This window comes from Dorea sp. BIOML-A1 (genome assembly GCF_009875615.1).
GTDB classification, from domain to species: domain Bacteria; phylum Bacillota; class Clostridia; order Lachnospirales; family Lachnospiraceae; genus Dorea_A; species Dorea_A amylophila.
Window position 1 is genome coordinate 19,714 of the sequence record NZ_WWSA01000006.1, and the last position, 20,673, is coordinate 40,386.

General features: G+C 42.4%; 23 protein-coding genes and 8 tRNA genes. 26 read left to right on the forward strand and 5 right to left on the reverse strand.

Annotated elements, in window-relative coordinates; genetic code table 11:
- The 10 genes from rdgB (at position 1) to GT508_RS04100 (ending at position 4,091) form a co-directional block, all read left to right on the forward strand.
- Entirely contained in the window at positions 1 to 612 is a 612-nt protein-coding gene (gene rdgB, locus GT508_RS04055; protein WP_028086435.1) for an RdgB/HAM1 family non-canonical purine NTP pyrophosphatase, read from the forward strand.
- Positions 613 to 668: 56 nt separating this feature from the next.
- A complete protein-coding gene (locus tag GT508_RS04060; RefSeq protein ID WP_028086436.1) occupies positions 669 to 1,154 on the forward strand; it encodes a metallophosphoesterase family protein in 486 nt (161 codons plus the stop codon).
- Positions 1,155 to 1,312: 158 nt separating this feature from the next.
- Positions 1,313 to 1,387: transfer RNA gene (locus GT508_RS04065), tRNA-Pro, on the forward strand.
- 8 nt (positions 1,388 to 1,395) lie between these two features.
- A tRNA-Gly gene (locus GT508_RS04070) sits at positions 1,396 to 1,466 on the forward strand.
- Positions 1,467 to 1,504: 38 nt separating this feature from the next.
- Positions 1,505 to 1,578: transfer RNA gene (locus GT508_RS04075), tRNA-Arg, on the forward strand.
- A gap of 65 nt (positions 1,579 to 1,643) precedes the next feature.
- Positions 1,644 to 1,717: transfer RNA gene (locus tag GT508_RS04080), tRNA-His, on the forward strand.
- Positions 1,718 to 1,732: 15 nt separating this feature from the next.
- Positions 1,733 to 1,804: transfer RNA gene (locus tag GT508_RS04085), tRNA-Gln, on the forward strand.
- An 8-nt stretch (positions 1,805 to 1,812) separates the two neighbouring features.
- A tRNA-Lys gene (locus GT508_RS04090) sits at positions 1,813 to 1,885 on the forward strand.
- 52 nt (positions 1,886 to 1,937) lie between these two features.
- Positions 1,938 to 2,018, forward strand: a tRNA-Leu gene (locus GT508_RS04095).
- Positions 2,019 to 2,141: 123 nt separating this feature from the next.
- Complete coding sequence (locus tag GT508_RS04100) at positions 2,142 to 4,091, forward strand: bifunctional metallophosphatase/5'-nucleotidase (RefSeq protein ID WP_161143617.1); 1,950 nt, start codon at positions 2,142 to 2,144, stop codon at positions 4,089 to 4,091.
- Positions 4,092 to 4,140: 49 nt separating this feature from the next.
- Here GT508_RS04100 and GT508_RS04105 read toward each other — a convergent pair whose 3' ends face one another.
- Entirely contained in the window at positions 4,141 to 5,070 is a 930-nt protein-coding gene (locus tag GT508_RS04105; protein WP_161143618.1) for a hypothetical protein, read from the reverse strand.
- Positions 5,071 to 5,267: 197 nt separating this feature from the next.
- Here GT508_RS04105 and GT508_RS04110 point away from each other — a divergent pair, with 197 nt between their 5' ends.
- Positions 5,268 to 6,074: a putative ABC transporter permease gene (locus GT508_RS04110; protein ID WP_118225458.1), complete on the forward strand. Its 807-nt coding sequence runs from the start codon at positions 5,268 to 5,270 to the stop codon at positions 6,072 to 6,074.
- Positions 6,075 to 6,131: 57 nt separating this feature from the next.
- Here GT508_RS04110 and GT508_RS04115 read toward each other — a convergent pair.
- Both GT508_RS04115 and GT508_RS04120 read right to left on the reverse strand, forming a co-directional pair.
- Positions 6,132 to 6,214, reverse strand: a tRNA-Leu gene (locus GT508_RS04115).
- Between the two features lie 87 nt (positions 6,215 to 6,301).
- A complete protein-coding gene (locus GT508_RS04120) occupies positions 6,302 to 7,420 on the reverse strand; it encodes a DUF4317 domain-containing protein (protein WP_161143619.1) in 1,119 nt (372 codons plus the stop codon).
- 236 nt (positions 7,421 to 7,656) lie between these two features.
- Between GT508_RS04120 and sdaAB the strand changes: the two genes are divergently transcribed.
- Together sdaAB and sdaAA are read left to right on the forward strand one after the other, a co-directional pair.
- Positions 7,657 to 8,328, forward strand: a complete 672-nt coding sequence (gene sdaAB, locus GT508_RS04125) for an L-serine ammonia-lyase, iron-sulfur-dependent subunit beta (protein WP_028088076.1) — start codon at positions 7,657 to 7,659, stop codon at positions 8,326 to 8,328.
- 20 nt (positions 8,329 to 8,348) lie between these two features.
- The gene (gene sdaAA, locus GT508_RS04130) at positions 8,349 to 9,218 is read left to right on the forward strand and encodes an L-serine ammonia-lyase, iron-sulfur-dependent, subunit alpha (protein ID WP_161143620.1); all 870 of its coding nucleotides are present in this window, start codon (positions 8,349 to 8,351) and stop codon (positions 9,216 to 9,218) included.
- 19 nt (positions 9,219 to 9,237) lie between these two features.
- Here the strand turns inward: sdaAA and GT508_RS04135 are convergent, their stop codons facing one another.
- Complete coding sequence (locus GT508_RS04135) at positions 9,238 to 10,302, reverse strand: FUSC family protein (RefSeq protein ID WP_161143621.1); 1,065 nt, start codon at positions 10,300 to 10,302, stop codon at positions 9,238 to 9,240.
- A 13-nt stretch (positions 10,303 to 10,315) separates the two neighbouring features.
- Positions 10,316 to 10,756 (reverse strand): MarR family winged helix-turn-helix transcriptional regulator, encoded by a 441-nt coding sequence (locus tag GT508_RS04140; protein WP_028088074.1) that lies wholly within the window; start codon positions 10,754 to 10,756, stop codon positions 10,316 to 10,318.
- Positions 10,757 to 10,945: 189 nt separating this feature from the next.
- On the opposite strand from GT508_RS04140, the gene GT508_RS04145 reads away from it, so the two are divergent.
- The 13 genes from GT508_RS04145 to accB all read left to right on the forward strand — a co-directional run bounded on the left by GT508_RS04145 (position 10,946) and on the right by accB (position 20,665).
- Positions 10,946 to 11,443 (forward strand): RNA polymerase sigma factor, encoded by a 498-nt coding sequence (locus tag GT508_RS04145; RefSeq protein WP_161143622.1) that lies wholly within the window; start codon positions 10,946 to 10,948, stop codon positions 11,441 to 11,443.
- The gene (locus GT508_RS04150; protein ID WP_161143623.1) at positions 11,430 to 12,020 is read left to right on the forward strand and encodes a zf-HC2 domain-containing protein; all 591 of its coding nucleotides are present in this window, start codon (positions 11,430 to 11,432) and stop codon (positions 12,018 to 12,020) included. The genes GT508_RS04145 and GT508_RS04150 overlap by 14 nt, the downstream gene beginning before the upstream one ends.
- Before the next feature lie 404 nt (positions 12,021 to 12,424).
- The gene (locus tag GT508_RS04155) at positions 12,425 to 12,652 is read left to right on the forward strand and encodes a helix-turn-helix transcriptional regulator (RefSeq protein ID WP_028088072.1); all 228 of its coding nucleotides are present in this window, start codon (positions 12,425 to 12,427) and stop codon (positions 12,650 to 12,652) included.
- The gene (locus tag GT508_RS04160; RefSeq protein WP_161143624.1) at positions 12,633 to 13,409 is read left to right on the forward strand and encodes a DUF3169 family protein; all 777 of its coding nucleotides are present in this window, start codon (positions 12,633 to 12,635) and stop codon (positions 13,407 to 13,409) included. The genes GT508_RS04155 and GT508_RS04160 overlap by 20 nt, the downstream gene beginning before the upstream one ends.
- A 322-nt stretch (positions 13,410 to 13,731) precedes the next feature.
- Positions 13,732 to 14,421: a hypothetical protein gene (locus GT508_RS04165; protein ID WP_161143625.1), complete on the forward strand. Its 690-nt coding sequence runs from the start codon at positions 13,732 to 13,734 to the stop codon at positions 14,419 to 14,421.
- Positions 14,422 to 14,467: 46 nt separating this feature from the next.
- Positions 14,468 to 14,818, forward strand: coding sequence for an arsenate reductase family protein (locus GT508_RS04170; protein WP_028088547.1), 351 nt, complete (start codon positions 14,468 to 14,470; stop codon positions 14,816 to 14,818).
- A 163-nt stretch (positions 14,819 to 14,981) separates the two neighbouring features.
- Complete coding sequence (locus tag GT508_RS04175) at positions 14,982 to 15,959, forward strand: beta-ketoacyl-ACP synthase III (RefSeq protein ID WP_161143626.1); 978 nt, start codon at positions 14,982 to 14,984, stop codon at positions 15,957 to 15,959.
- A gap of 38 nt (positions 15,960 to 15,997) precedes the next feature.
- Positions 15,998 to 16,225, forward strand: coding sequence for an acyl carrier protein (locus tag GT508_RS04180; RefSeq protein WP_006428212.1), 228 nt, complete (start codon positions 15,998 to 16,000; stop codon positions 16,223 to 16,225).
- A 58-nt stretch (positions 16,226 to 16,283) separates the two neighbouring features.
- Complete coding sequence (fabK, locus tag GT508_RS04185; RefSeq protein ID WP_028088545.1) at positions 16,284 to 17,222, forward strand: enoyl-[acyl-carrier-protein] reductase FabK; 939 nt, start codon at positions 16,284 to 16,286, stop codon at positions 17,220 to 17,222.
- Entirely contained in the window at positions 17,215 to 18,162 is a 948-nt protein-coding gene (gene fabD, locus GT508_RS04190) for an ACP S-malonyltransferase (protein WP_161143627.1), read from the forward strand. Before fabK ends, fabD begins: the two co-directional genes overlap by 8 nt.
- 2 nt (positions 18,163 to 18,164) lie before the next feature.
- Complete coding sequence (gene fabG / locus GT508_RS04195; RefSeq protein ID WP_055180671.1) at positions 18,165 to 18,914, forward strand: 3-oxoacyl-[acyl-carrier-protein] reductase; 750 nt, start codon at positions 18,165 to 18,167, stop codon at positions 18,912 to 18,914.
- Between the two features lie 15 nt (positions 18,915 to 18,929).
- Positions 18,930 to 20,168 (forward strand): beta-ketoacyl-ACP synthase II, encoded by a 1,239-nt coding sequence (gene fabF / locus GT508_RS04200; protein ID WP_055281846.1) that lies wholly within the window; start codon positions 18,930 to 18,932, stop codon positions 20,166 to 20,168.
- Positions 20,169 to 20,197: 29 nt separating this feature from the next.
- Complete coding sequence (gene accB / locus GT508_RS04205; protein WP_118225467.1) at positions 20,198 to 20,665, forward strand: acetyl-CoA carboxylase biotin carboxyl carrier protein; 468 nt, start codon at positions 20,198 to 20,200, stop codon at positions 20,663 to 20,665.
- Positions 20,666 to 20,673 lie beyond the last annotated feature (8 nt).

Consider the following 20,673-nt stretch of genomic DNA (forward strand, 5'->3'; position numbering starts at 1 on the left):
ATGGATAAAATTATATTTGCAACAGGCAATGAACATAAGATGATAGAGATTCGTGCGATCTTAAGTGATCTGGGAGTGGAGATCCTTTCTCAGAAAGAAGCAGGAATCAAAGCAGACGTGATAGAGGATGGAATGACATTTGAAGAAAATGCGATGATCAAAGCAACAGAGATTGCAAAGATCGCACATGAGATGCCGGAGTATGCACATGCAGTCGTTCTGGCAGATGATTCCGGCCTGGAGATTGATTATCTGAATAAAGAACCGGGAATCTATTCTGCGAGATATATGGGAGAAGATACTTCGTATGATATTAAGAATCAGGCCCTTCTGGACCGTCTGGACGGTGTGCCGGATGAAAAGCGTACAGCAAGATTCGTCTGTGCGATTGCAGCAGCTATGCCGGATGGTTGCTGTGAAGTAGTCAGAGGAACGATGGAAGGAATTATTGGACATAAGATTGCAGGAGAGAATGGATTCGGCTATGATCCGATCTTCTTTCTTCCGGAATGCGGATGTACCAGTGCGGAACTATCGCCGGAAAAGAAGAACGAACTGAGTCACAGAGGGGAAGGATTGAAAAAAATCCGTAAAATCCTGGAACAGAGATAGAATTCAAAAGAAACAGACAAAAGAAGCAGACAGAAGAATAGTTAGGATAAGAGAATATGAAGATACTGATCATAAGTGATACGCATGGGGCACACAGGAATTTTGACCGTGTGATAGAAAAAGAACAGCCGCTGGATATGTTGATACATCTCGGCGACGTAGAAGGCGATGAGGATTATATTCCGGCAGTTGCGGACTGCCCGGTACATATGGTGCGTGGAAATAATGACTTTTTTTCCGGTCTTCCGGGAGAGGAAGAGTTCATGATCGGGGGCTATCATATATTTATTACACACGGACATGGATATTATGTATCTATGGGAGAAGAACGACTGAAACAGGAGGCAAGAGGGCGTGGTGCCGACATTGCAATGTATGGGCATACACACCGGCCGTTTTATGAAAAAGAAAAAGATCTGATTACGTTGAACCCGGGAAGCCTCTGTTATCCAAGACAACAGGGGAGAAAGCCGAGTTATATGCTCATGCAGATTGATGACAACGGAAAAATGGAGATTACACAGGAATATCTGAATCCGTAAAGGGAGAGTCCGGAAAATCCTTGTATTTTCAAGGGTTTCCGGACTACTTGAAGAAAAAATAAAAAAATAAAAAAAGTTGTTGACATTTAGTTGGTACTCATATATAATATGTCTTGTGTCACGGAGCGGTAACAAAAAGTGATACAAAACAACACCATCGGGGTGTGGCTCAGCTTGGCTAGAGCGCCTGGTTTGGGACCAGGAGGTCGCAGGTTCGAATCCTGTCACCCCGATACGTCATGCGGGTGTAGTTCAATGGTAGAACACCAGCCTTCCAAGCTGGATACGTGGGTTCGATTCCCATCACCCGCTTTCCCGAAACAATTTGTTTTGGGTGTGGTCAGAGATATGAGTCTGTAGCTCAGCTGGATAGAGCAACGGCCTTCTAAGCCGTAGGTCGAGGGTTCGAATCCCCCCAGGCTCGTTTGAACCACAAAATTTAATACGGTGATACTTAGTTGGACAAAAGACAGTTCGATAAGTAATATGGTGGGTATGGTGCAGTTGGTTAGCGCGCCAGATTGTGGTTCTGGATATCATGGGTTCGAGTCCCATTACCCACCCTTTTTCTTTATTATTGGGCTATCGCCAAGCGGTAAGGCACAGGACTTTGACTCCTGCATTCGTTGGTTCGAATCCAACTAGCCCAGTTTATTATGGGCGTGTAGCTCAGGTGGTAGAGCACTTGACTTTTAATCAAGTTGTCCGGGGTTCGAATCCCCGCACGCTCAGTATTTAAAAACGCAGATCTTTCAGAATAAGAAGGATTTGCGTTTTTATTAAGCGGATGTGGCGGAATTGGCAGACGCGCTAGACTTAGGATCTAGTGTCCACGACGTGCAGGTTCAAGTCCTGTCATCCGCATGAAAAGATAATCCCGAGAACAGTATGATATGATGCAGTTCTTCGGGATTTTTTGCATACGAAGGTAAACAGGAGAATCTGCTGCCGGTAGTTCTCTTTATATAAAAAAGAAAGGAAAAATATATGAGAAGAGTAAAAAGAGTTATTGTGCTGATTTTGATCGTAATGTTATGCATGCCGCTGCTGACGGGAGTGCAGACCGAGGCTGCAGATGGGGAAAAACATCTGGATGTATTATTTACGCATGACACACATTCGCATCTGAACAGCTATTCTACGATCGTAAATGGGAAACAAAAAGAGGTCGGAGGCTTTGCAAGGATCAAAACATTGATCGATGAAAAGAAGAAAGAAAATCCGGATACACTTATCCTGGACGGAGGAGATTTTTCCATGGGAACCCTGATCCAGACAGTGTACACAACAGAAGCGGCAGAACTTAGGATGCTTGGATATCTGGGCTGTGATGTTACGACATTTGGCAATCATGAATTTGATTACCGTTCCGGCGGACTTGCAGATATGCTGAAGACTGCAAAGAATTCTGGGGAGACAGTTCCGAAGCTTGTAGTGTGTAATGTAGACTGGGATGCCATGGAAAAAGAAGGATTAAGCAAAGGGCAGAAACAGATAGAATCCGCATTTGAGACATATGGAGTAAAGGATTATGTGGTTATTCAAAAAGGCGGTGTAAAGATAGCGGTTCTTGGGGTATTCGGGAAAGATGCATTAGAATGTGCACCTACCTGTGAACTTGAGTTTAAGGATCCTGTGGAATCAGCAAAAAATACAGTAGAAGAGATTAAGAAAAAAGAAGATGTCGATATGATCGCATGCGTTTCCCACAGTGGGACATGGGAAGATGAGAAAGTATCAGAAGACGAGACTCTGGCGAAAGAAGTACCAGATATTGATCTGATCATCAGCGGGCATACACATACGCAATTAGACCAGCCAATCAGACATGGGAATACTTATATCGTATCCTGTGGGGAATACGGTAGAAATCTTGGAAGCATTTCCATGACCCAGAAGAAAGATAAACGCTGGAAAATGAATACTTATAAATTGATTCCGGTAACAAAGAATGTAAAATCTGATCAGGCAGCCCAAAAGCAGATTGATAAATTTATGGATACTGTTGATACCAATTATCTGGTAAATTTCGGTTATACAAAAGATCAGGTACTTGCAGAAAATGATATTAAGTTCAACAGCCTTGGGGAAATGGAAACAAAGCATGAAGAACTGAATCTGGGAGACATTATATCTGACGCCTATGTGTATGCGGTGGAAAATTCCGAAGGATATGACGGCAGGCCGGTAGATGTGGCGGTTGTGCCAAGTGGAACGGTGCGTGACACATACACAAAAGGTGATATTACGGTAGAAAAGGTTTATAATTCTTTCTCACTGGGGATCGGTAAAGACGGTCTTGCCGGTTATCCACTGATCACTGCATATTTAACCGGAAAAGAATTAAAGCTGGTAGCAGAAGTAGATGCGTCTGTTTCTGATTATATGACGACTGCAAGATTATATTGCAGTGGAATGAACTTTACTTATAATCCGCATCGCATGATTCTGAATAAAGTAACAGACTGCTATCTGACCAAAGACGGGAAGAGAGAAGAGATACAGGATGATAAATTATACAAGGTTGTGACAGATCTGTATACAGGACAGATGTTGGGCTCTGTCACGGATGTATCATATGGATTATTAAAGATTGAACCGAAGGATAAGAATGGTAAACTGATAAAGAATCTGGAAGATGAGGCAATTACAGACGGCAAGACAGAATTAAAGGCATGGGTGGCAATTGCAAGATATATGCAGTCGTTTGAAGACACAGACGGAGACGGAATAGCAAATGTTTCTGATTACTATAGTACGACACACGGGCGGAAAGTAGTGGAAGACAGCAGGAATATTGCAGATCTGTTAAAACATCCGAATAAATTTGCCGGAATGATCGTGGGAATCTGTGCGGGACTTCTTTTTCTGATTATAGTGATTATCTGGCTGATACGAAAGTTGATCAGAAAAATCCGTGTTAAAAAGAAAAAATAAAAGAAATGAAAAAACACCGGGCATTCAATTCTGCCTCGGTGTTTTTTGACTATTTTATAATAAATTTCCGGATTATACAGCTTACAACTCCTGCGGCACAGATTGGAAGTAATGTATTCTTTAAACTTCCGTAAACAGTCAATGCACTCTGGATTCCCTGGAGTGCGGCAGGAATCTGCGGAATGAGACTTGCAAACACAGCAGACAGATAAGAGCCGGCTGCGATAATGATAAAGGATGTAAGCCCCCGGCCGTTATCGATGGTATTTCCATCACGGCCCTGCTTCCTGCTTCCGCCGAGAACACAGAAAAAGATAATAATCTCATAAAGCAATAATACTCCGGCAACCGCAAGATAGGCGATCAGTTCCTGATCTGCAGCTGTCAGACGGGAAATAATGTTACCAAAAGGACCTACATTTGTCAGGAAATGCAGTCCCAAAAGATAAATGATCCATGCGATCAATAGCAGCGTTCCCATTCTTAACAGAAAATTGATAAATTTGAATAAGATTTTTCCTCCCGTTTTTGCGGTTTTTGCAACCGGTTTTGCGACATTTGGAATTTTAACCCCACGTTTTTTTCGGCGGTTTTTCTCTTTTTTACGACCATTGCGGGAATCATCATAATCATCATCCATGGCAATGTCATCATCATAAAGCTCATCATCTAACTCATCAAGGAAATCCTCATCATAATAGCTGGTATCAAAGAAATTAGCTTTTCCTTTTTGATTCCTGCTTTTTCTGGAAATTTTCCTGTTTTTATCCTTTAATTTTTTTGTTAATCTGTCATAATCATTTTTTCTGATATAATCGGTATGATCAATATCGGATAATCCGGATAATACATCACGGTAATCATCATCATCGTCATCATCGATAGAGATGTCCGGAAGATCACCTTCGTAGATCACTTCGAAATCATCGTCAAAAACATCAGAAGCAGTTGGTGTTTTTTTCTTGTTATTTAAACTCATTGTTAATCCCTCCTATTTATACCCATCTTCTATTTTATAATGTTTGAAAAAAACTCTCAAGAGTGGTCACAGAATATTCACGAAGTTGTAAGAAAAAATTTAGATTTGTATTATATGAAATAAAAGCTTAACAGATCTGAAAAAGAAGTTTGTTGAGAAATAAAGTGGAATCACGTATAATAAAATTTATTAATATAATGACAAAGAAGGAGAGAGGATATTTGACAGAGTTATATTATTTCGCATTATCATTTTTTGTATATGGATTCCTGGGATGGTGCACGGAGGTCGCATATGCAGCAGCAAAACAGGGCAAGTTTGTAAACCGTGGATTTTTGAATGGACCGATCTGTCCGGTATATGGAATAGGGGTTGGTGTTGTAGTACAGTTTCTGACGCCGGTTGAGAATAACCTGGTGTTGCTGTATATCAGTTCTACCATACTTGTGACTGTGATCGAAGGGATTACCGGATTTTTGCTGGAGAAGATCTTTCATAATAAATGGTGGGATTATTCGGAACAGCCATTGAATATTGGTGGATATGTATGTGTGTTGTTTTCGCTGATCTGGGGAGTGTTCTGCGTCCTGATCGTGAAGATTATCCATCCGCTGATCTACAAAGTGCTGACGATGATTCCGCTCGTTCTGGGAATTGTAGTTATGGCATGTCTGGCGGTCGGACTTCTTGCGGATCTGTATGTAACAGCTTCCGGTATCCTTAAGATGAACCGCAGACTGGAAGCAATGGAGAAGATTGCAGCCGAGCTGAAGGAACTGTCTGATAAGGTCGGCGAGAATATCTATGAGAATGTAATGGAAGGTATGGAATTCAGGGAGGAGAAGAAAGCTCGTATAGAGGAATTAAAAGCGAAATACGAAGAGATGGCAGAGAACCGTACAAAAGTTGGTGAGCGTCTTGTGAAGGCATTCCCGAAGATGCAGGTCGGGCAGCATAAGGAGATATTTGAGGAACTGCGGGAGCGCATAAAAAGAAGTAAATAAAATCATAATTCAGAAAAAATAAAAAACCTTGAAGAACAAATCTTCAAGGTTTTTTCATGCGGAAAAAGGGACTTGAACCCTCACAGGATTGCTCCCACTAGAACCTGAATCTAGCGCGTCTGCCATTCCGCCATTTCCGCTTGACAAAAAGTATCTTATCATAGTCTGACGGAAAATGCAAACATTTTTTGTGAAAAATTGAAATTTTTTTAATTTTTTCTTCAAATCTAATGGATTTCGATCCCGTTTACTTCCAGATGATCATCGATCGCAATTACCAGACAGCGGCGTCCATCGATATCACGCGTCTCTACCAGGTCGGCTCGTTCCGGATTAACCTTAACTACCACATCCGGTGTCTCAATCTGGAAAGTCTTAGCACTGGCGATGTTGGATGCGAGCAGGGTTCCGTGTATGCCGACGGTCTCATCGAATTCATCATCGAATGATTCCAGCTTCTCTTCGGCAACTCCGCTGCGTGTCAGGAGCTTTCTGACATCAGTTTTGGATAATTCCAGCGGTTCCGGTTCTTCTTTGGTCTGTTCGATCATCTCATTTAAATTATCATGGATGTTACGGACCACTTCGTAGTCACTGTCTTCGCCTAGGGTATCACTTACGATTACCTGGAAGGTTGTTTTCTGATCACCGGCAGTCAGTGGAGTAGTGCTTCCAAGGACGTGTTCTACGAAATATGGCTGTAATTCTTCTGGTTTCTTTGTGTAATAAAGGACATTATGTACGTCTGTTGCACGATCCTGGAATGCAGGGAATAAAAATCCTTTGACCGGAGCTTCTACGAACCAGTCGCGGATACGGTCTTCAATGTTATTTGTCTGTGCATTGTAAGTAAGTCCGGCTTTCGTAAGATTGACCGGACAGATGCTGCAGAGGATGTGCTCATATACGGTATCGGAGGCGTCCTCCATCTCCAGACCATCTTTGGTCTTACCGGGAACATCGTATACGGCATGGATCAGGATGATGTAGTAGTTTTCGCCGTATTCATAACTTTCCACGACCTTATCATAGAATTCCTCCAGAAGAAGGTCATCCTGAAGTTTACTGTTCTTTAATCTCATAAGAAATTCCTGTGTGCCGCCATTCAATTCCTGGTCGAGCGGGAATTCCATATTGATGAGGTTCTTTCCGATTGTTCCGGAAAGGGTGTGTTTGAAGATGTCAAAATATTTGAAAGCCTCTTCTTCGGGTAAAGATAAGAAGGCTTTTTTCATTTCCATTTTTTTCTCTTTTTCGTGATCCACATAACATCCGCAGATGCGTGTGATGGCACAGTTTTCAGGAGAAAACTGTCTGCGGATCTCCAGAACTTCTTTTTTATTCATGCTATACACTTCCTTATCATAGGCTGGGAGGATACCTTAAAGCTTCTATATCAGATATCCGGTCCTGCGTTATAAAATGTTAGCATATCAGAGAGGAAAAAACAATCTTTGACCATTGTAAAAGATGAGATGGGAACGTATAATAGTAAATAGAATATACCAAAATACGTAACTATCCGACACTTGAAAAAGATGGGGAAGGGGATAGTTATAGTAAAAAAGAAAGGGAAAAGAATATGGGAAATATATTCGACATTTTAGGACCGGTAATGGTAGGTCCATCCAGCTCGCATACAGCAGGGGCAGTCAGGATCGGTATGGTGGCAAGACAGTTATTCGGCCGTCAGCCGGAGAAGGCGGAGGTTATCTTGCATGGCTCGTTTGCCGCAACAGGAAAGGGACATGGAACGGACAGGGCATTGATTGCCGGTTTATTGGGGATGATGCCGGATGATATGCGCATACCGGACAGTTACGAAGTTGCAAAAGACATGGGGATGGATTTTGTAATGAAGAACAAGAACATTAAGGGTGCACATCCGAATACTGCTCAGATTATTATGGAAGCAGAAGGTGTGCCGCAGATGAAGATCCAGGCACATTCCATCGGAGGCGGACGCATCTGTGTCTGTAAATTGGATGGGATTGATGTAAATTTCAGTGGAGAGAGCTGTACACTGATCATCCGGAATGTGGATGAGCCGGGACGGATCATGGAGGTGGCCGCTGCACTCAGTAAAGCTGAGATCAATGTGGCGACCATGCAGGTATTCCGTGACAAGCGTGGCGGAACGGCTGTTATGGTTGTAGAGACAGATCAGGTGATTCCGCAGAGTGCGATCGATGAACTGGAGAGCAAGCCGGGAATTATCCGTGTGAAATTTCTTGATCCGAACGGATCGGTATAGATAATGGAGGAAAAGAAGATATGTCATATCAGTCAATGGAAGAGGCGAAACTGAGAGGGGAAAAAGAGAACATTCCATTCTGGAAAGCAATCCAGTTAGAGGATGCACAGGAGAGGGATGTGAAGATAGAAGATTCCTGGGAAAAGATGAAGTATATGTGGCAGTCCATGCTGGATGCGCTGGATGCTTATGAACCAGACAAGGTATCAAGAAGTGGTCTGGTCGGAACAGAAGGCGGGCTTATGGACAATTACCGTGAGAATGAAGAACCGTTGTGTGGGAATTTTGTCTCAAAGGTGATGTCTAATGCACTGAAGATGGGGTGTAATAATGCCTGTATGAAACGAATTGTTGCGGCACCCACAGCAGGAGCCTGCGGTGTACTTCCGGCAGTACTTGTTACTTATTATAAAGAATACAATGTTCCGGAAGAAAAGATGATAGAAGCCATGTATGTGGCAGCCGGACTTGGTCAGATCATTGCCAACCGGGCATATCTTGCGGGAGCATCGGGAGGATGTCAGGCAGAGATCGGTTCCGGTTCGGGAATGGCAGCCGGGGCAATCTGCTATATCAAAGGCGGAGATACGGATCAGATCGGACATGCCTGTGCGATGGCATTGAAGAACCTGATGGGACTTGTATGTGATCCGGTAGGAGGTCTGGTAGAGGTACCGTGTGTGAAACGTAATGTAGGCGGTGCAGTGAATGCGCTGGCGGCAGCGGACATGGCACTGGCAGGGATTACAAGTAAGATACCTGTTGACCAGGTGATAGATGCGATGAAAGAAGTCGGAGACAAGATGGACGTATCATTGAGAGAAACCGGTGTCGGTGGCGTTGCCGGAACACCTGCAGCACAGGAAATAGTAGAAAAATTAGGGATGTAGCGTAAGCTACATCCCCTTTTTAAGAGAGCGTTGTTTTTAAATCGGTGCTATGAAAATAAGCGTGTGCTTTATCGAATAATTTGTTGCACAGGACCGTATAAACAGAACCAAACAGGTTGGCACCAATTCGGAGTGCTACTGCATATGGCATTCCAAACAGACCGGACGCAATGGAAAGCGCTCCAAATGTATTGAACACTGTCTGCCAGGAATATCCTGCCGAATATCCGACACCGATTCCGCCGATGATTCCGATATAGGCATACATAGACTCCGGAAGAACCGTATACAGAACAACGAATAACAGACCTCCTACGATGTTGAACATCCAACGCTTTCCGGAACGTGCGACACAGTCATTTGTAAACGGAAGACACACGGACATACATGCGATACCTGCCCACATAGCTCTTGGAAGTCCGAGCAGGGACATGATGAGCATCGCCGATGATACGATGAATGTCAGCTTGATATACCATCTGCTGCGTGCGGAATGAATGTTGAATTCCTGGAACAGATGAGAAAATTTACGCCGGTAAGGACGGTTCTTCTGATTCTTATAGAAAATGATCATGCAGAGGATCATTCCGACAAGGAGTCCTTCCAGTCTTAAAATGTAGGCATGTCCGCTTACATCATATCCAAATAATAATAGATAGCCAAGGACAAAAGTAGAGTGATTGTACATGATCACATTGTGGCATCCGAGGATCATCAGCAGCATGATACAGACCACATTGACAAAGAATGCCGGAACCGGGGATACCATGTTGGCAAGACGGGGACCTGCCATAAGGATTGCGTAGATGCCTGCGATAGAGGCAAGCCCGTGCGTGGTACGGATCCCGAAATCGGCCTGCCTGAGAACCAGCACGGCCAGAAGCACGGTAACTCCGACAACACTGTTGTCATTTCCGATGAATTTACTATATAAAGATACAACGGCGACACAGAATATCATTACAAGATATACTTTAAAGTTGTAAATGAGTATGTGGCGGCGTTTTTCTTTTTTATCAGTTGTGTTTTTTATCAGCTGTTTGGAGCCGGTCGAGCTTAGTTGTAGTTCCTGGTAAAATGTCATAATAAAATCTCCTTTACTTTTTTTGTGAAGAAAGAATCTCGTTCGCTTCACGGATTAGTTGGAATAAAGTCTCGAATTTCTCTTTCTTCATATTTTTCTGTAATGTATAGAGTGGATCCAGATAGTAATAGTACATACGGTCAATCTCATCTTTTCCGGCACCGGTAATGCGGATGCAGTAACTGCGGCGGTCGGACGCAGAGGCCTCTTTACAGATAAACCCTTTGGATTCCAGATGGTCGGTCAGGCGGCTTACGATAGTCTTACTGATGCCCATAGCGCTGGTAATCTGTCTTGGTGTCAGTGGTTCTTCCGAAAGCGCGATCCGGAACAGAAAATCAATCTCCTGAGCAGAAGTGTGCTCTGATTTTCCAGATTTCCGGATCGCCATACTTGCGAAATGCCGGAGGTCGCCTTGTTTTGATACGATATCGGTCCAGTTTTTGTCTTTCATAGTTGCTCCTTTATAATAGTTTACTTTGTAAACAATTGCGATAAGTACTATAATAGATATAGAAGGAAATGTCAAGGGGATTTATGGAAGTACCTTTGGTCTATAAAAATAAAAAAGTTTGTAACGAATTGAGAAAAAATGACTCTTAATAGTAAAAGAAGATATAAATGAGAGAAGAGAGGTGAGTTCATGGAATCTTTTGAGGAAGTATATCAGAAATATTTAAAAGAGGTATATTGTTTTCTGCTGAGATTATCCGGAGACAGGGAAATAGCAGAAGAACTTACCCAGCAGACATTTGCCATTGTATTTGAAAAATTGGAAAATTTCAGAGGTGAATGTAAATTATCGGTGTGGTTATGTCAGATTGCGAAGCATGAATATTATGCGTGGACAAAAAAGCAGAAAAGATATGCAAATAAATTAGATGAAAATCATGCAGATCAAGGGGAGGATTTATTAAATGGCATAATCAATCAGGAAAATGGACAGATCATCCGAAAGATTCTACATGACTTACAGGAACCGTACAAAGAAGTATTCATGCTGCGGGTGATGGGAGAGGTATCATACAGAGATATCGGACAGTTATTTTCAAAAAGTGAAAGCTGGGCGAGAGTGACCTATTACAGAGCCAAGAAAATGATCGTAGAAAAGATGGGAGGCGCAGGCAATGATGAAATGTGAGATTATCAGAGATCTGATACCGTTATATCTGGATAAGGTATGCAGCGAAGATAGCAGAAAACTGGTGGAAGAGCATTTAGCAGAATGTAGTGAATGCAGGAAATATATGAAAGAATTAGAGACGGAACTGGAAGCGGTGAAACAGAAAAAAGAAGAAGACCTGGATGAAAAGCGGTTGTTACAGGAAGGAGCGGAGCGTATGAAGGAAATCGGCAGGAAAAGTATCGTAGATAAGATGATTATTGTGGATACATTACTAAATTTCTTATTGATCGTAACGGCTGTAGTATTGTGCAAACGGCAGATAGATATCGAAGGTGCCGATGCGGGATATTATATAGCAGCCATAGTATTCAGCTTTGGATTTATTATCACATTCTTCATATGTGACTGCATCACACTGGTTCAGAAATGGAAGAGAAGAAAAATGCAGACGGAGTGGGAGTATAAACAGATTCCGATCTGTGAAAGTTATGCGAAGATATCTATAGGCGTAAAAGTAATCATTGTATTTATGCTGGTATGTGCGGCTTGTATATTGGGATTTTCGCAGTTTGGAGGAATGTTTTCTATTTAATGCATTATAGCGGCTGTCACCGATCGGAATAAACTTACAAGGTCCTATCCTGTGCTGACTCCAACATGGGGAAATTCTAAAGCAAAAAAGTTGACCTAAAAACGAACTCACAAAAAATCCAAACTCGACATTCGTCTCAGACAGTGGATTTTTTGTGAGCAAATGGTCAACTTTTTTACTTAAGAATTACCAACCATGAGTCCGTATGCACAGGATAGGACCTTGTAAGTTTATTCCTGTGATTTCGCATGCCATAATAATTAAATGGAGAACTAACCTTTTATTACGGTTCAGGGATCTGGCTTAGTGAATTAAATAGAAACTTGACAACTATAGTTGTCATCTGTTAGAATTTAAATGACAAGAAAAGTTGTCAAAATATGATTGATAAAGGAGATGAGCATTTGCCTTTACTAAACCGATTGAAGGAATACAGATCAAGACTTGGCGTCAATCAGACCGAGATGGGAAAGCTCGCAGGCGTATCCAGACAGACGATCAGCCAGATAGAGAGAGGAGACTATTCGCCGTCAGTAACACTCGCATTAAAGATTGCGAAGATTTGTGAAGTCAGTGTAGAAGATATTTTTATATATGAAGAGGAGATAAATGATGAAGGAAAAGAAAAGTAGTTATTTTACCGCAACGTGGAAGATGCTCGCGGCAGTGATAATCGGGGGAATCGCCGGAGGCGTGTCGGTAGTCATCTATGAACTGATGAAAAAAGGAATAGATGCAGGAATCAGAACGATTAACGGAACGATTCAGCAATATATATTTTCAGCTCTGATTATAATCGCGGTTGTTACGGTAGTTGTTGGTGAATACAGTTTATACCGGTTAAAGAATGTATACAAAGAAATGAAGGATGCAGATGAGGACAGATTCTATGAACTGGATTACGAAGAAGAAAAATGGGGAGCATGGACCAGTGGGGTTAATTTGGTGTCACAGGTGGCCTGCATCATAATTTTATCCTTTGGATATTCTTTGAAGTATATAGAATCAGGAAAATCCAGATATTTTTTATTCGCTTGCATTATATTTATACTGTGCTATTTCTACGATATTTATCTTTCTGTACGTTATGTAAAAGCGATACAGGCGGCACATCCGGAGAAAAAAGGTGATCCAACTTCAAGCAAATTTACGGAACAGTGGGTGGAAAGCTGTGATGAAGCAGAAAAAGAAATTATATACAAAAGTGCATATAAGACGTATATTGTATTGAACAAAGTAATACCGATATTATTGTTGCTTACATTAATAGCAAATATGTTCTTGAATACTGGTATATTGGCGGTTCTTGTTGTAGCTGTCATTTATCTGGTCACAGGAATGACGTATATCAGATCCAGCATGGTTTCTAAAGCAAAAAGGATTGGATAAAATAAAAAGTCATATTAGGTGAATGCATCAGATAAAACTGGTGCATTCATGATTATAACATATCATTCTATATTATAATTCGTTGAGTTAAGGAACATTTCGTTCCAATCATGAAATACATCGATAAATATATCAAAATTTTTCAAAATATATAACGAAAGAATAAGCAAATAAATGTTGAATTATCAGATATTCGAAATGTGGGATTCCATTATGAAGGATGGAAACGGAAGATTAAAATCATTTACAAATATACTTGATAATATAATTATTATCGCATTGAAATACTGTAAAGATAAGTTTATACTGAGAGGAGAAGCCTATGAATAATACGAATTTGTTAAAGACAGGTTTTGTTAATGAACGGTTCCGATATTATGAGAAGTTAGTCGCAGAGCTGACAATGATGAGTGATATGTTCATGCGGAACGTGTTAAATATTCTGGAATGTGCGGAATATATATTAAGAGTTATTACTGAAAATGATGATCTGGAATTAACAGAAGTCGTTGTTCAGAAAGATTACAAGAATTTACAGGGAAGATCGGCTGTACTTGACTGTGTGGCTGTGACTGGCAGAAAAGAAATGGAAGTAGAAAATGAAGTTGCACCCATCTTACATATCAAACGGACTGTAAGAGAAACCGGCAGAGATTATAATGATAAAAGCGAAATTATATATATTAACGCCCGGATGAAAGAAAATACAGATCTGGGCAGATTGATGCATGATTTTCATTGTACAAAGGCAGAAGACATGTATAGCAAAGTATTGGCAGAGCGGGTAAGAGTATTGAAAGAGACACAGGAAGGAGTGGAGATTATGTGTAAAGAGATGGATAAGATTTACAAAGCGGGAGAGTTAATAGGAGAAGAGCGTGGAAAAGAAAAAGGAAAATATGAAACAGCAATGAAGTTGCTTGAATTAGGAGCAAGGGAAGACATGATTGCAGAAGCAGTAGGGCATAGTGTAGAAGAAATAAAACGTTGGAAGAATGATATGAAACACTAATAATATATTGTGAAAAATAAGCAAAAATGGAAAAGGAGAATCTATTATGAAAGTATTTGTATACAGAAAATGCAGCACCTGCATGAAAGCATTAAAGTGGCTGGAAGCACACAACGTAGAATTTGAAGAACGAGCAATCAAAGAAGAAAATCCAACATACGAAGAATTAAAAGAATGGTACACAATGAGCGGACTCCAACTCAAAAAATTCTTCAATACCAGTGGCATGTTGTACAAGCAGATGAACCTGAAAGATAAGCTAAAAGAAATGACGGAGGACGACCAGTTAAAACTCCTGGCAACCGACGGAATGCTCGTAAAACGCCCACTCGTAATTGGAGACAACTTCGTCCTGACCGGATTCAAAGAAAAAGAGTGGGAAGAAAAGTTGCTATAAGTTAAGATACATTATCATAATTATATGAATTTCCGGTAAACACCAGATGCCTGGAAAATAAAAATATATTTTGATATTCAAAATACTTGACAAACAAAATTTCTTGATATATACTTTGACAGTCAAAATAATTTAGAATCAAAATAAATCAGAGGTATTTAGAATGACTGGAAGAATATGTGGGACAGGATCTTGCGTACCATCATTTGTAATGGATAACAATGACATTGCAAAACTGGTTGATACCAGTGATGAGTGGATCCGGGAGAGAACCGGAGTCGTGAGACGTCATATCATCAGAGAAGAGACGACGGTATCCATGGCCGTCCAAGCCGGACGACAGGCACTTGAAAATGCAGGTATTACTGCAGACGACGTGGATCTGATCATCGTTTCTACGATTTCTTCAAATGTAATACTTCCATGTACAGCCTGTGAAGTGCAAAGAGAACTCGGAGCAAAGCGTGCAACCTGTTTTGATCTGAGTGCGGCATGTACCGGATTCGTAGTTGCTTATAATACAGCGGCGGCGTATCTGAATGCGGGTGTGTATCAGACGGCTCTGATCATTGGCAGTGAAAGTTTGTCGAACCTGACGAACTGGAAGGACCGCGGAACATGTATCCTGTTCGGAGACGGTGCCGGAGCAGCGGTACTGAAAAGTGAAGATATGAGATATTATCTTCCAGTGACACACTCCGATGGTTCCAAAGGAGAAGCACTGTGCTGCCGGAGCAGATATGACAGAAGCGAGTTATCGCCGGAAGATCTGCCGAAGACGGATGAAAAAGAATATCTGATGCAGATGGATGGAAGAGAAGTATTTATGTTTGCAGTAAAGAGCGTGCCGCAGGCAGTAAAAGAAGTGCTGGAAAAAAATAATGTGGCTCAGGAAGAAATCAGCTTTTATATCTTACATCAGGCGAACAAAAGGATCGTAGAAGCAATCGCAAAGCGGCTGGGCGAGCCATTGGAAAAATTTCCGATGAATCTGGAAGAATACGGAAATACATCTTCCGCAAGCATTCCGATTCTTCTTGATGAACTGAACAGAGTCGGAAAGCTGCAAAAAGGTCAGAAGATTATCCTCGCGGGATTTGGCGCAGGACTTACCTGGGGCGCAAGTATTCTGGAATGGTAAAAAACAGTAAAAACAAATATGAGAAGGAGAACAAAAACATGTTAGAACAGATTAAAAAAATGGTAGCAGATAACTTAGGAGTAGAGGAAAGCAAGATCACAGAAAATGCATCATTCAAAGATGACCTCGGAGCAGATTCCCTGGATCTTTTTGAACTGACAATGGCACTGGAAGATGAATACGGAATCGAGATTCCATCCGAAGATCTGGAAAAGATCGTAACAGTAGGTGATGTTGTAGAGTACGTAAATGCTCACAAAGAGTAAGAAATACAGGACAGTAACATAAAAATGAGATTATAAAAAGACAGGGAGTATAGAGATTATGCAGACAGAAGTAACCAGATTATTAGGAATTGAATACCCGATCATCCAGGGCGGTATGGCCTGGGTAGCAGAATATCATCTGGCAGCAGGTGTATCTGAAGCCGGCGGACTGGGACTCATCGGTGCAGCAAGTGCTCCGGCAGACTGGGTAAGAGATCAGGTACGCAAGGCAAAAGAACTGACAGATAAACCGTTCGGTGTCAACATCATGCTGATGAGTCCTTATGCAGATGAGGTTGCAAAGGTAATCGTTGAAGAAGGTGTAAAAGTTGTGACCACCGGTGCAGGTAATCCGGAGAAATACATGAAGATGTGGAAAGAAGCCGGAGTAAAGGTTATTCCTGTTGTTGCTTCTGTAGCCCTGGCGAAGAGAATGGAACGCTGCGGGGCAGACGCCCTGGTAGCAGAAGGATGTGAAGCCGGCGGACATATCGGCGAGAGTACAACGATGGTGCTTGTTCCGCAAATCGTGGATGCAGTCAATATTCCGGTTATTGCTGCCGGAGGAATTGCAGACGGAAGAGGAATCGCTGCCGCATTTATGCTGGGAGCAAAAGGTGTTCAGATGGGAACACATTTTGTCGTTACAGATGAATCCCAGGTACATGAGAATTACAAAGAAAGAATCATCAAAGCGAAGGATATTGATTCCAAAGTAACAGGAAGAACCACAGGACATCCGGTCAGAGCCCTTCGCAATGATATGACGAGAAAATATCTGGAACTGGAGAACGCCGGAGCCGGATTTGAAGAATTAGAAAAGCTTACACTTGGCGGACTTAGAAAAGCAGTTGTAGAAGGCGATGTGAAGAACGGAAGTGTAATGGCAGGACAGATTGCAGGTATGGTAAAAGAAAGAATGTCATGTAAAGAGCTGGTTCAGAAACTGGTGAATGAGACAGATGCATTGATCGGAGGAAAAGGATTCTATGAGTAAGACTGCATTTATTTATCCCGGACAGGGAGCTCAGAAAGCCGGCATGGGAGCCGACTTTTATGAGAACAGTGAGATCGCAAGATACATATTCGATCAGGCAGGTGAGGAGCTTGGTCTGGATATGAAAGCACTCTGCTTTGAAGAAAATGACAAACTGGATCTGACGGAATATACGCAGGCAGCGATGGTTACCACTTGTCTTGCGATGACAAGAGTTGCAGAGAATAAAGGGTTGAAAGCAGATGTTACGGCAGGATTAAGTCTTGGTGAATATCCGGCGATCGCAATTGCCGGCGGGATGAATGATATGGATGCGATCCGTCTGGTGAGAAAAAGAGGAATTCTGATGCAGAATACGGTGCCGGCAGGAGAAGGTGCTATGTGTGCGGTCATCTCCATGGATGCAGAGAAAATCGAAGAAGTGATCGAACCGATCGCAGATGTATCAGTTGCAAATTATAATTGTCCGGGACAGATTGTTATCACCGGCAAGACGAAGGCTGTGGAAGAAGCAGCCGGAAAATTAAAAGAAGCAGGTGCAAGACGGACAATTATGTTAAATGTCAGCGGACCGTTCCATTCGAAGATGCTGGTTCCGGCGGGAGAGAAGCTGGCAGAAGAGCTGGAGAATACTAGATTTCATGAATTGAAGATTCCGTATGTGACAAACGTATCGGCAGAAGAAGTAACGGATATCAGAGAAACTCCGGGGCTTCTTACGACACAGATCAGTTCACCGGTGCGCTGGATGCAGAGCATGGAGCGCATGATCGCAGATGGTGTGGATACATTCGTCGAAATCGGACCGGGCAGGACACTGGAAGGATTCTTAAGAAAAATCAATCGAAATGTGAAAGTATTCCACATTTCCCAGTGGGAGGATGTGGATAAAGTCTGTGAGGAACTCGCAGATGGTGGAAACAGTATGGAGGAATCGTAAAGATGGATCAGACAATGGAAGGAAAAGTTGCGGTTGTAACCGGAGCATCCAGAGGAATTGGAAAAGCAATCGCTGTAAAGCTTGCATCAAAAGGAGCAACAGTTGTGATCAACTATAACGGTTCCAGAGAAAGAGCCGAAGAAGTAAAGAATGAAGTTGAGTCTGCAGGCGGTAAAGCGGTGATCATACAATGTAATGTGGCCGATTTTGATGCTTGTAAAGAATTCATCGAGACGGTGATCAAGGAGCAGGGAAGAATTGATATTCTGGTTAATAATGCAGGAATCACAAAGGATGGACTCCTTATGAAGATGTCAGAAGAAGATTTTGATAAGGTATTGGACACAAACTTGAAGGGAACATTTCATACAATAAGAGCTGCGCTCCGCCAGATGATCCGCCAGAGAAGCGGACGCATTATAAATATGGCATCTGTTGTAGGTGTCAGCGGTAATGCAGGACAGGCAAATTATGCGGCGTCCAAAGCAGGTGTGATCGGACTGACCAAAACAGCAGCCAGAGAAGTGGCATCCAGAGGAATCACGGTCAATGCAGTTGCACCGGGATTTATCGAGACCGACATGACAGAAGTACTTCCGGAAAAGATAAAAGAAGCGTCTGCCGCACAGATTCCGCTTGGAAAATTCGGAAAAGCAGAAGATGTGGCGAATGCGGTTGCATTTCTTGCGTCAGAGGATGCGGGATATATTACCGGACAGGTATTGCATGTAGACGGCGGTATGGTGATGTAAAGGAGATTAAGATATATGAAGAGAAGGGTTGTAGTGACAGGACTTGGAGCAGTGACTCCGATCGGAAATACCGTAGAGGAGTTCTGGGACGGTATCAAAGAAGGTAAAGTAGGAATCGGAGAGATCACAAAATTCGACACTACGGAATATAAGGTGAAAATTGCGGCCGAGGTAAAAGATTTTCAGGCAAAAGACAGAATGGATTTTAAGGCAGCAAGAAGAATGGAGCCATTTTCCCAGTATGCGGTAGCGGCGGCGAAAGAAGCATTCGAGGATTCCGGACTTGATATGTCAAAAGAAGATCCGTTCCGTGTCGGTGTGATCGTAGGTTCCGGTATCGGAAGCCTTCAGGCAGTAGAAAAAGAATATGAAAAGATCCGGACCAAAGGACCGGGAAGAGTCAATCCATTGCTGGTTCCGATGATGATCTCGAACATGGCAGCAGGTAATATTTCCATCCAGCTTGGGCTGAAAGGAAAATGCACGAATGTTGTCACAGCATGTGCCAGTGGAACAAACTGCATCGGTGATGCATTCCGTGCGATCCAGTATGGTGACGCAGAAGTGATGCTGGCGGGTGGAGCAGAAGGATGTATCTGTGAGACCGGAGTCGCAGGATTCACAAGTCTGACAGCACTTTCGACTTCTACAGATCCGATGAAGGCATCCAGACCATTTGATAAAGACAGGGATGGATTCGTTCTCGGAGAAGGTGCAGGTGTAGTTGTTCTGGAAGAACTGGAACATGCAAAACAACGTGGTGCAGTCATCTATGCCGAACTTGTCGGATACGGTTCTACGGGAGATGCATATCATATTACTTCTCCGGCAGAAGACGGAAGCGGAGCAGCCAAAGCAATGGAACTTGCAATGGAAGAAGGCGGGATCGAACCTTCTCAGGTAGATTATATCAATGCACATGGAACCAGTACACATCATAATGACCTGTTCGAGACACGTGCAATTAAGCTGGCACTCGGCGAAGCGGCAAAGGATGTTGTGATCAATTCTACAAAATCTATGATCGGACATCTGCTTGGCGCAGCAGGAGGTGTAGAGTTTATTACTTGTGTGAAGACAATTCAGGATAACTTCATTCATCAGACTGTCGGAACAGAAACTGCAGATGAAGAATGTGACCTGAATTATGCAATTGGTGCGCCGATTGAGAAGAAAGTGGATTATGTACTGACCAACTCGCTTGGATTCGGAGGGCATAATGCAGTGTTATTGTTGAAGCGGTATGAAGGCTAGCGGAGAATCACAGGAGGGACAAAAAGCATATGGAAATGGAGAAAATGATCGAACTCATAGATGCCGTGTCAAAGTCAGATCTGACAGGATTTAAATATGAGGAAGAAGGAATCAAATTGCATTTGAGCAAGAAAGAAAATACATGCTATGTGACGGAAAATCTGTCTGCACCGGTGAATGCGGTAACAACTTCTGCTGCTGAGATAAAAAAAGCAGCAGAAGGAGATCAGATATCGGGAACATCTGCCGAAGAAACACCTGTCGGGAATGTGGTGGAATCCCCGCTGGTAGGAACATTCTATGCAGCACCTGCGGAAGATGCGGAAAGTTTCGTAAAAGTCGGTGACAGAGTAGAAAAAGGACAGACACTCGGAATTGTAGAAGCAATGAAGCTGATGAATGAGATCGAAAGCGATTACAGCGGAACAGTTGCAGAGATTCTGGTAAATAATCAGGAAGGTGTGGAATATGGACAGCCATTGTTCCGCATCGTGTAGGAGGACAG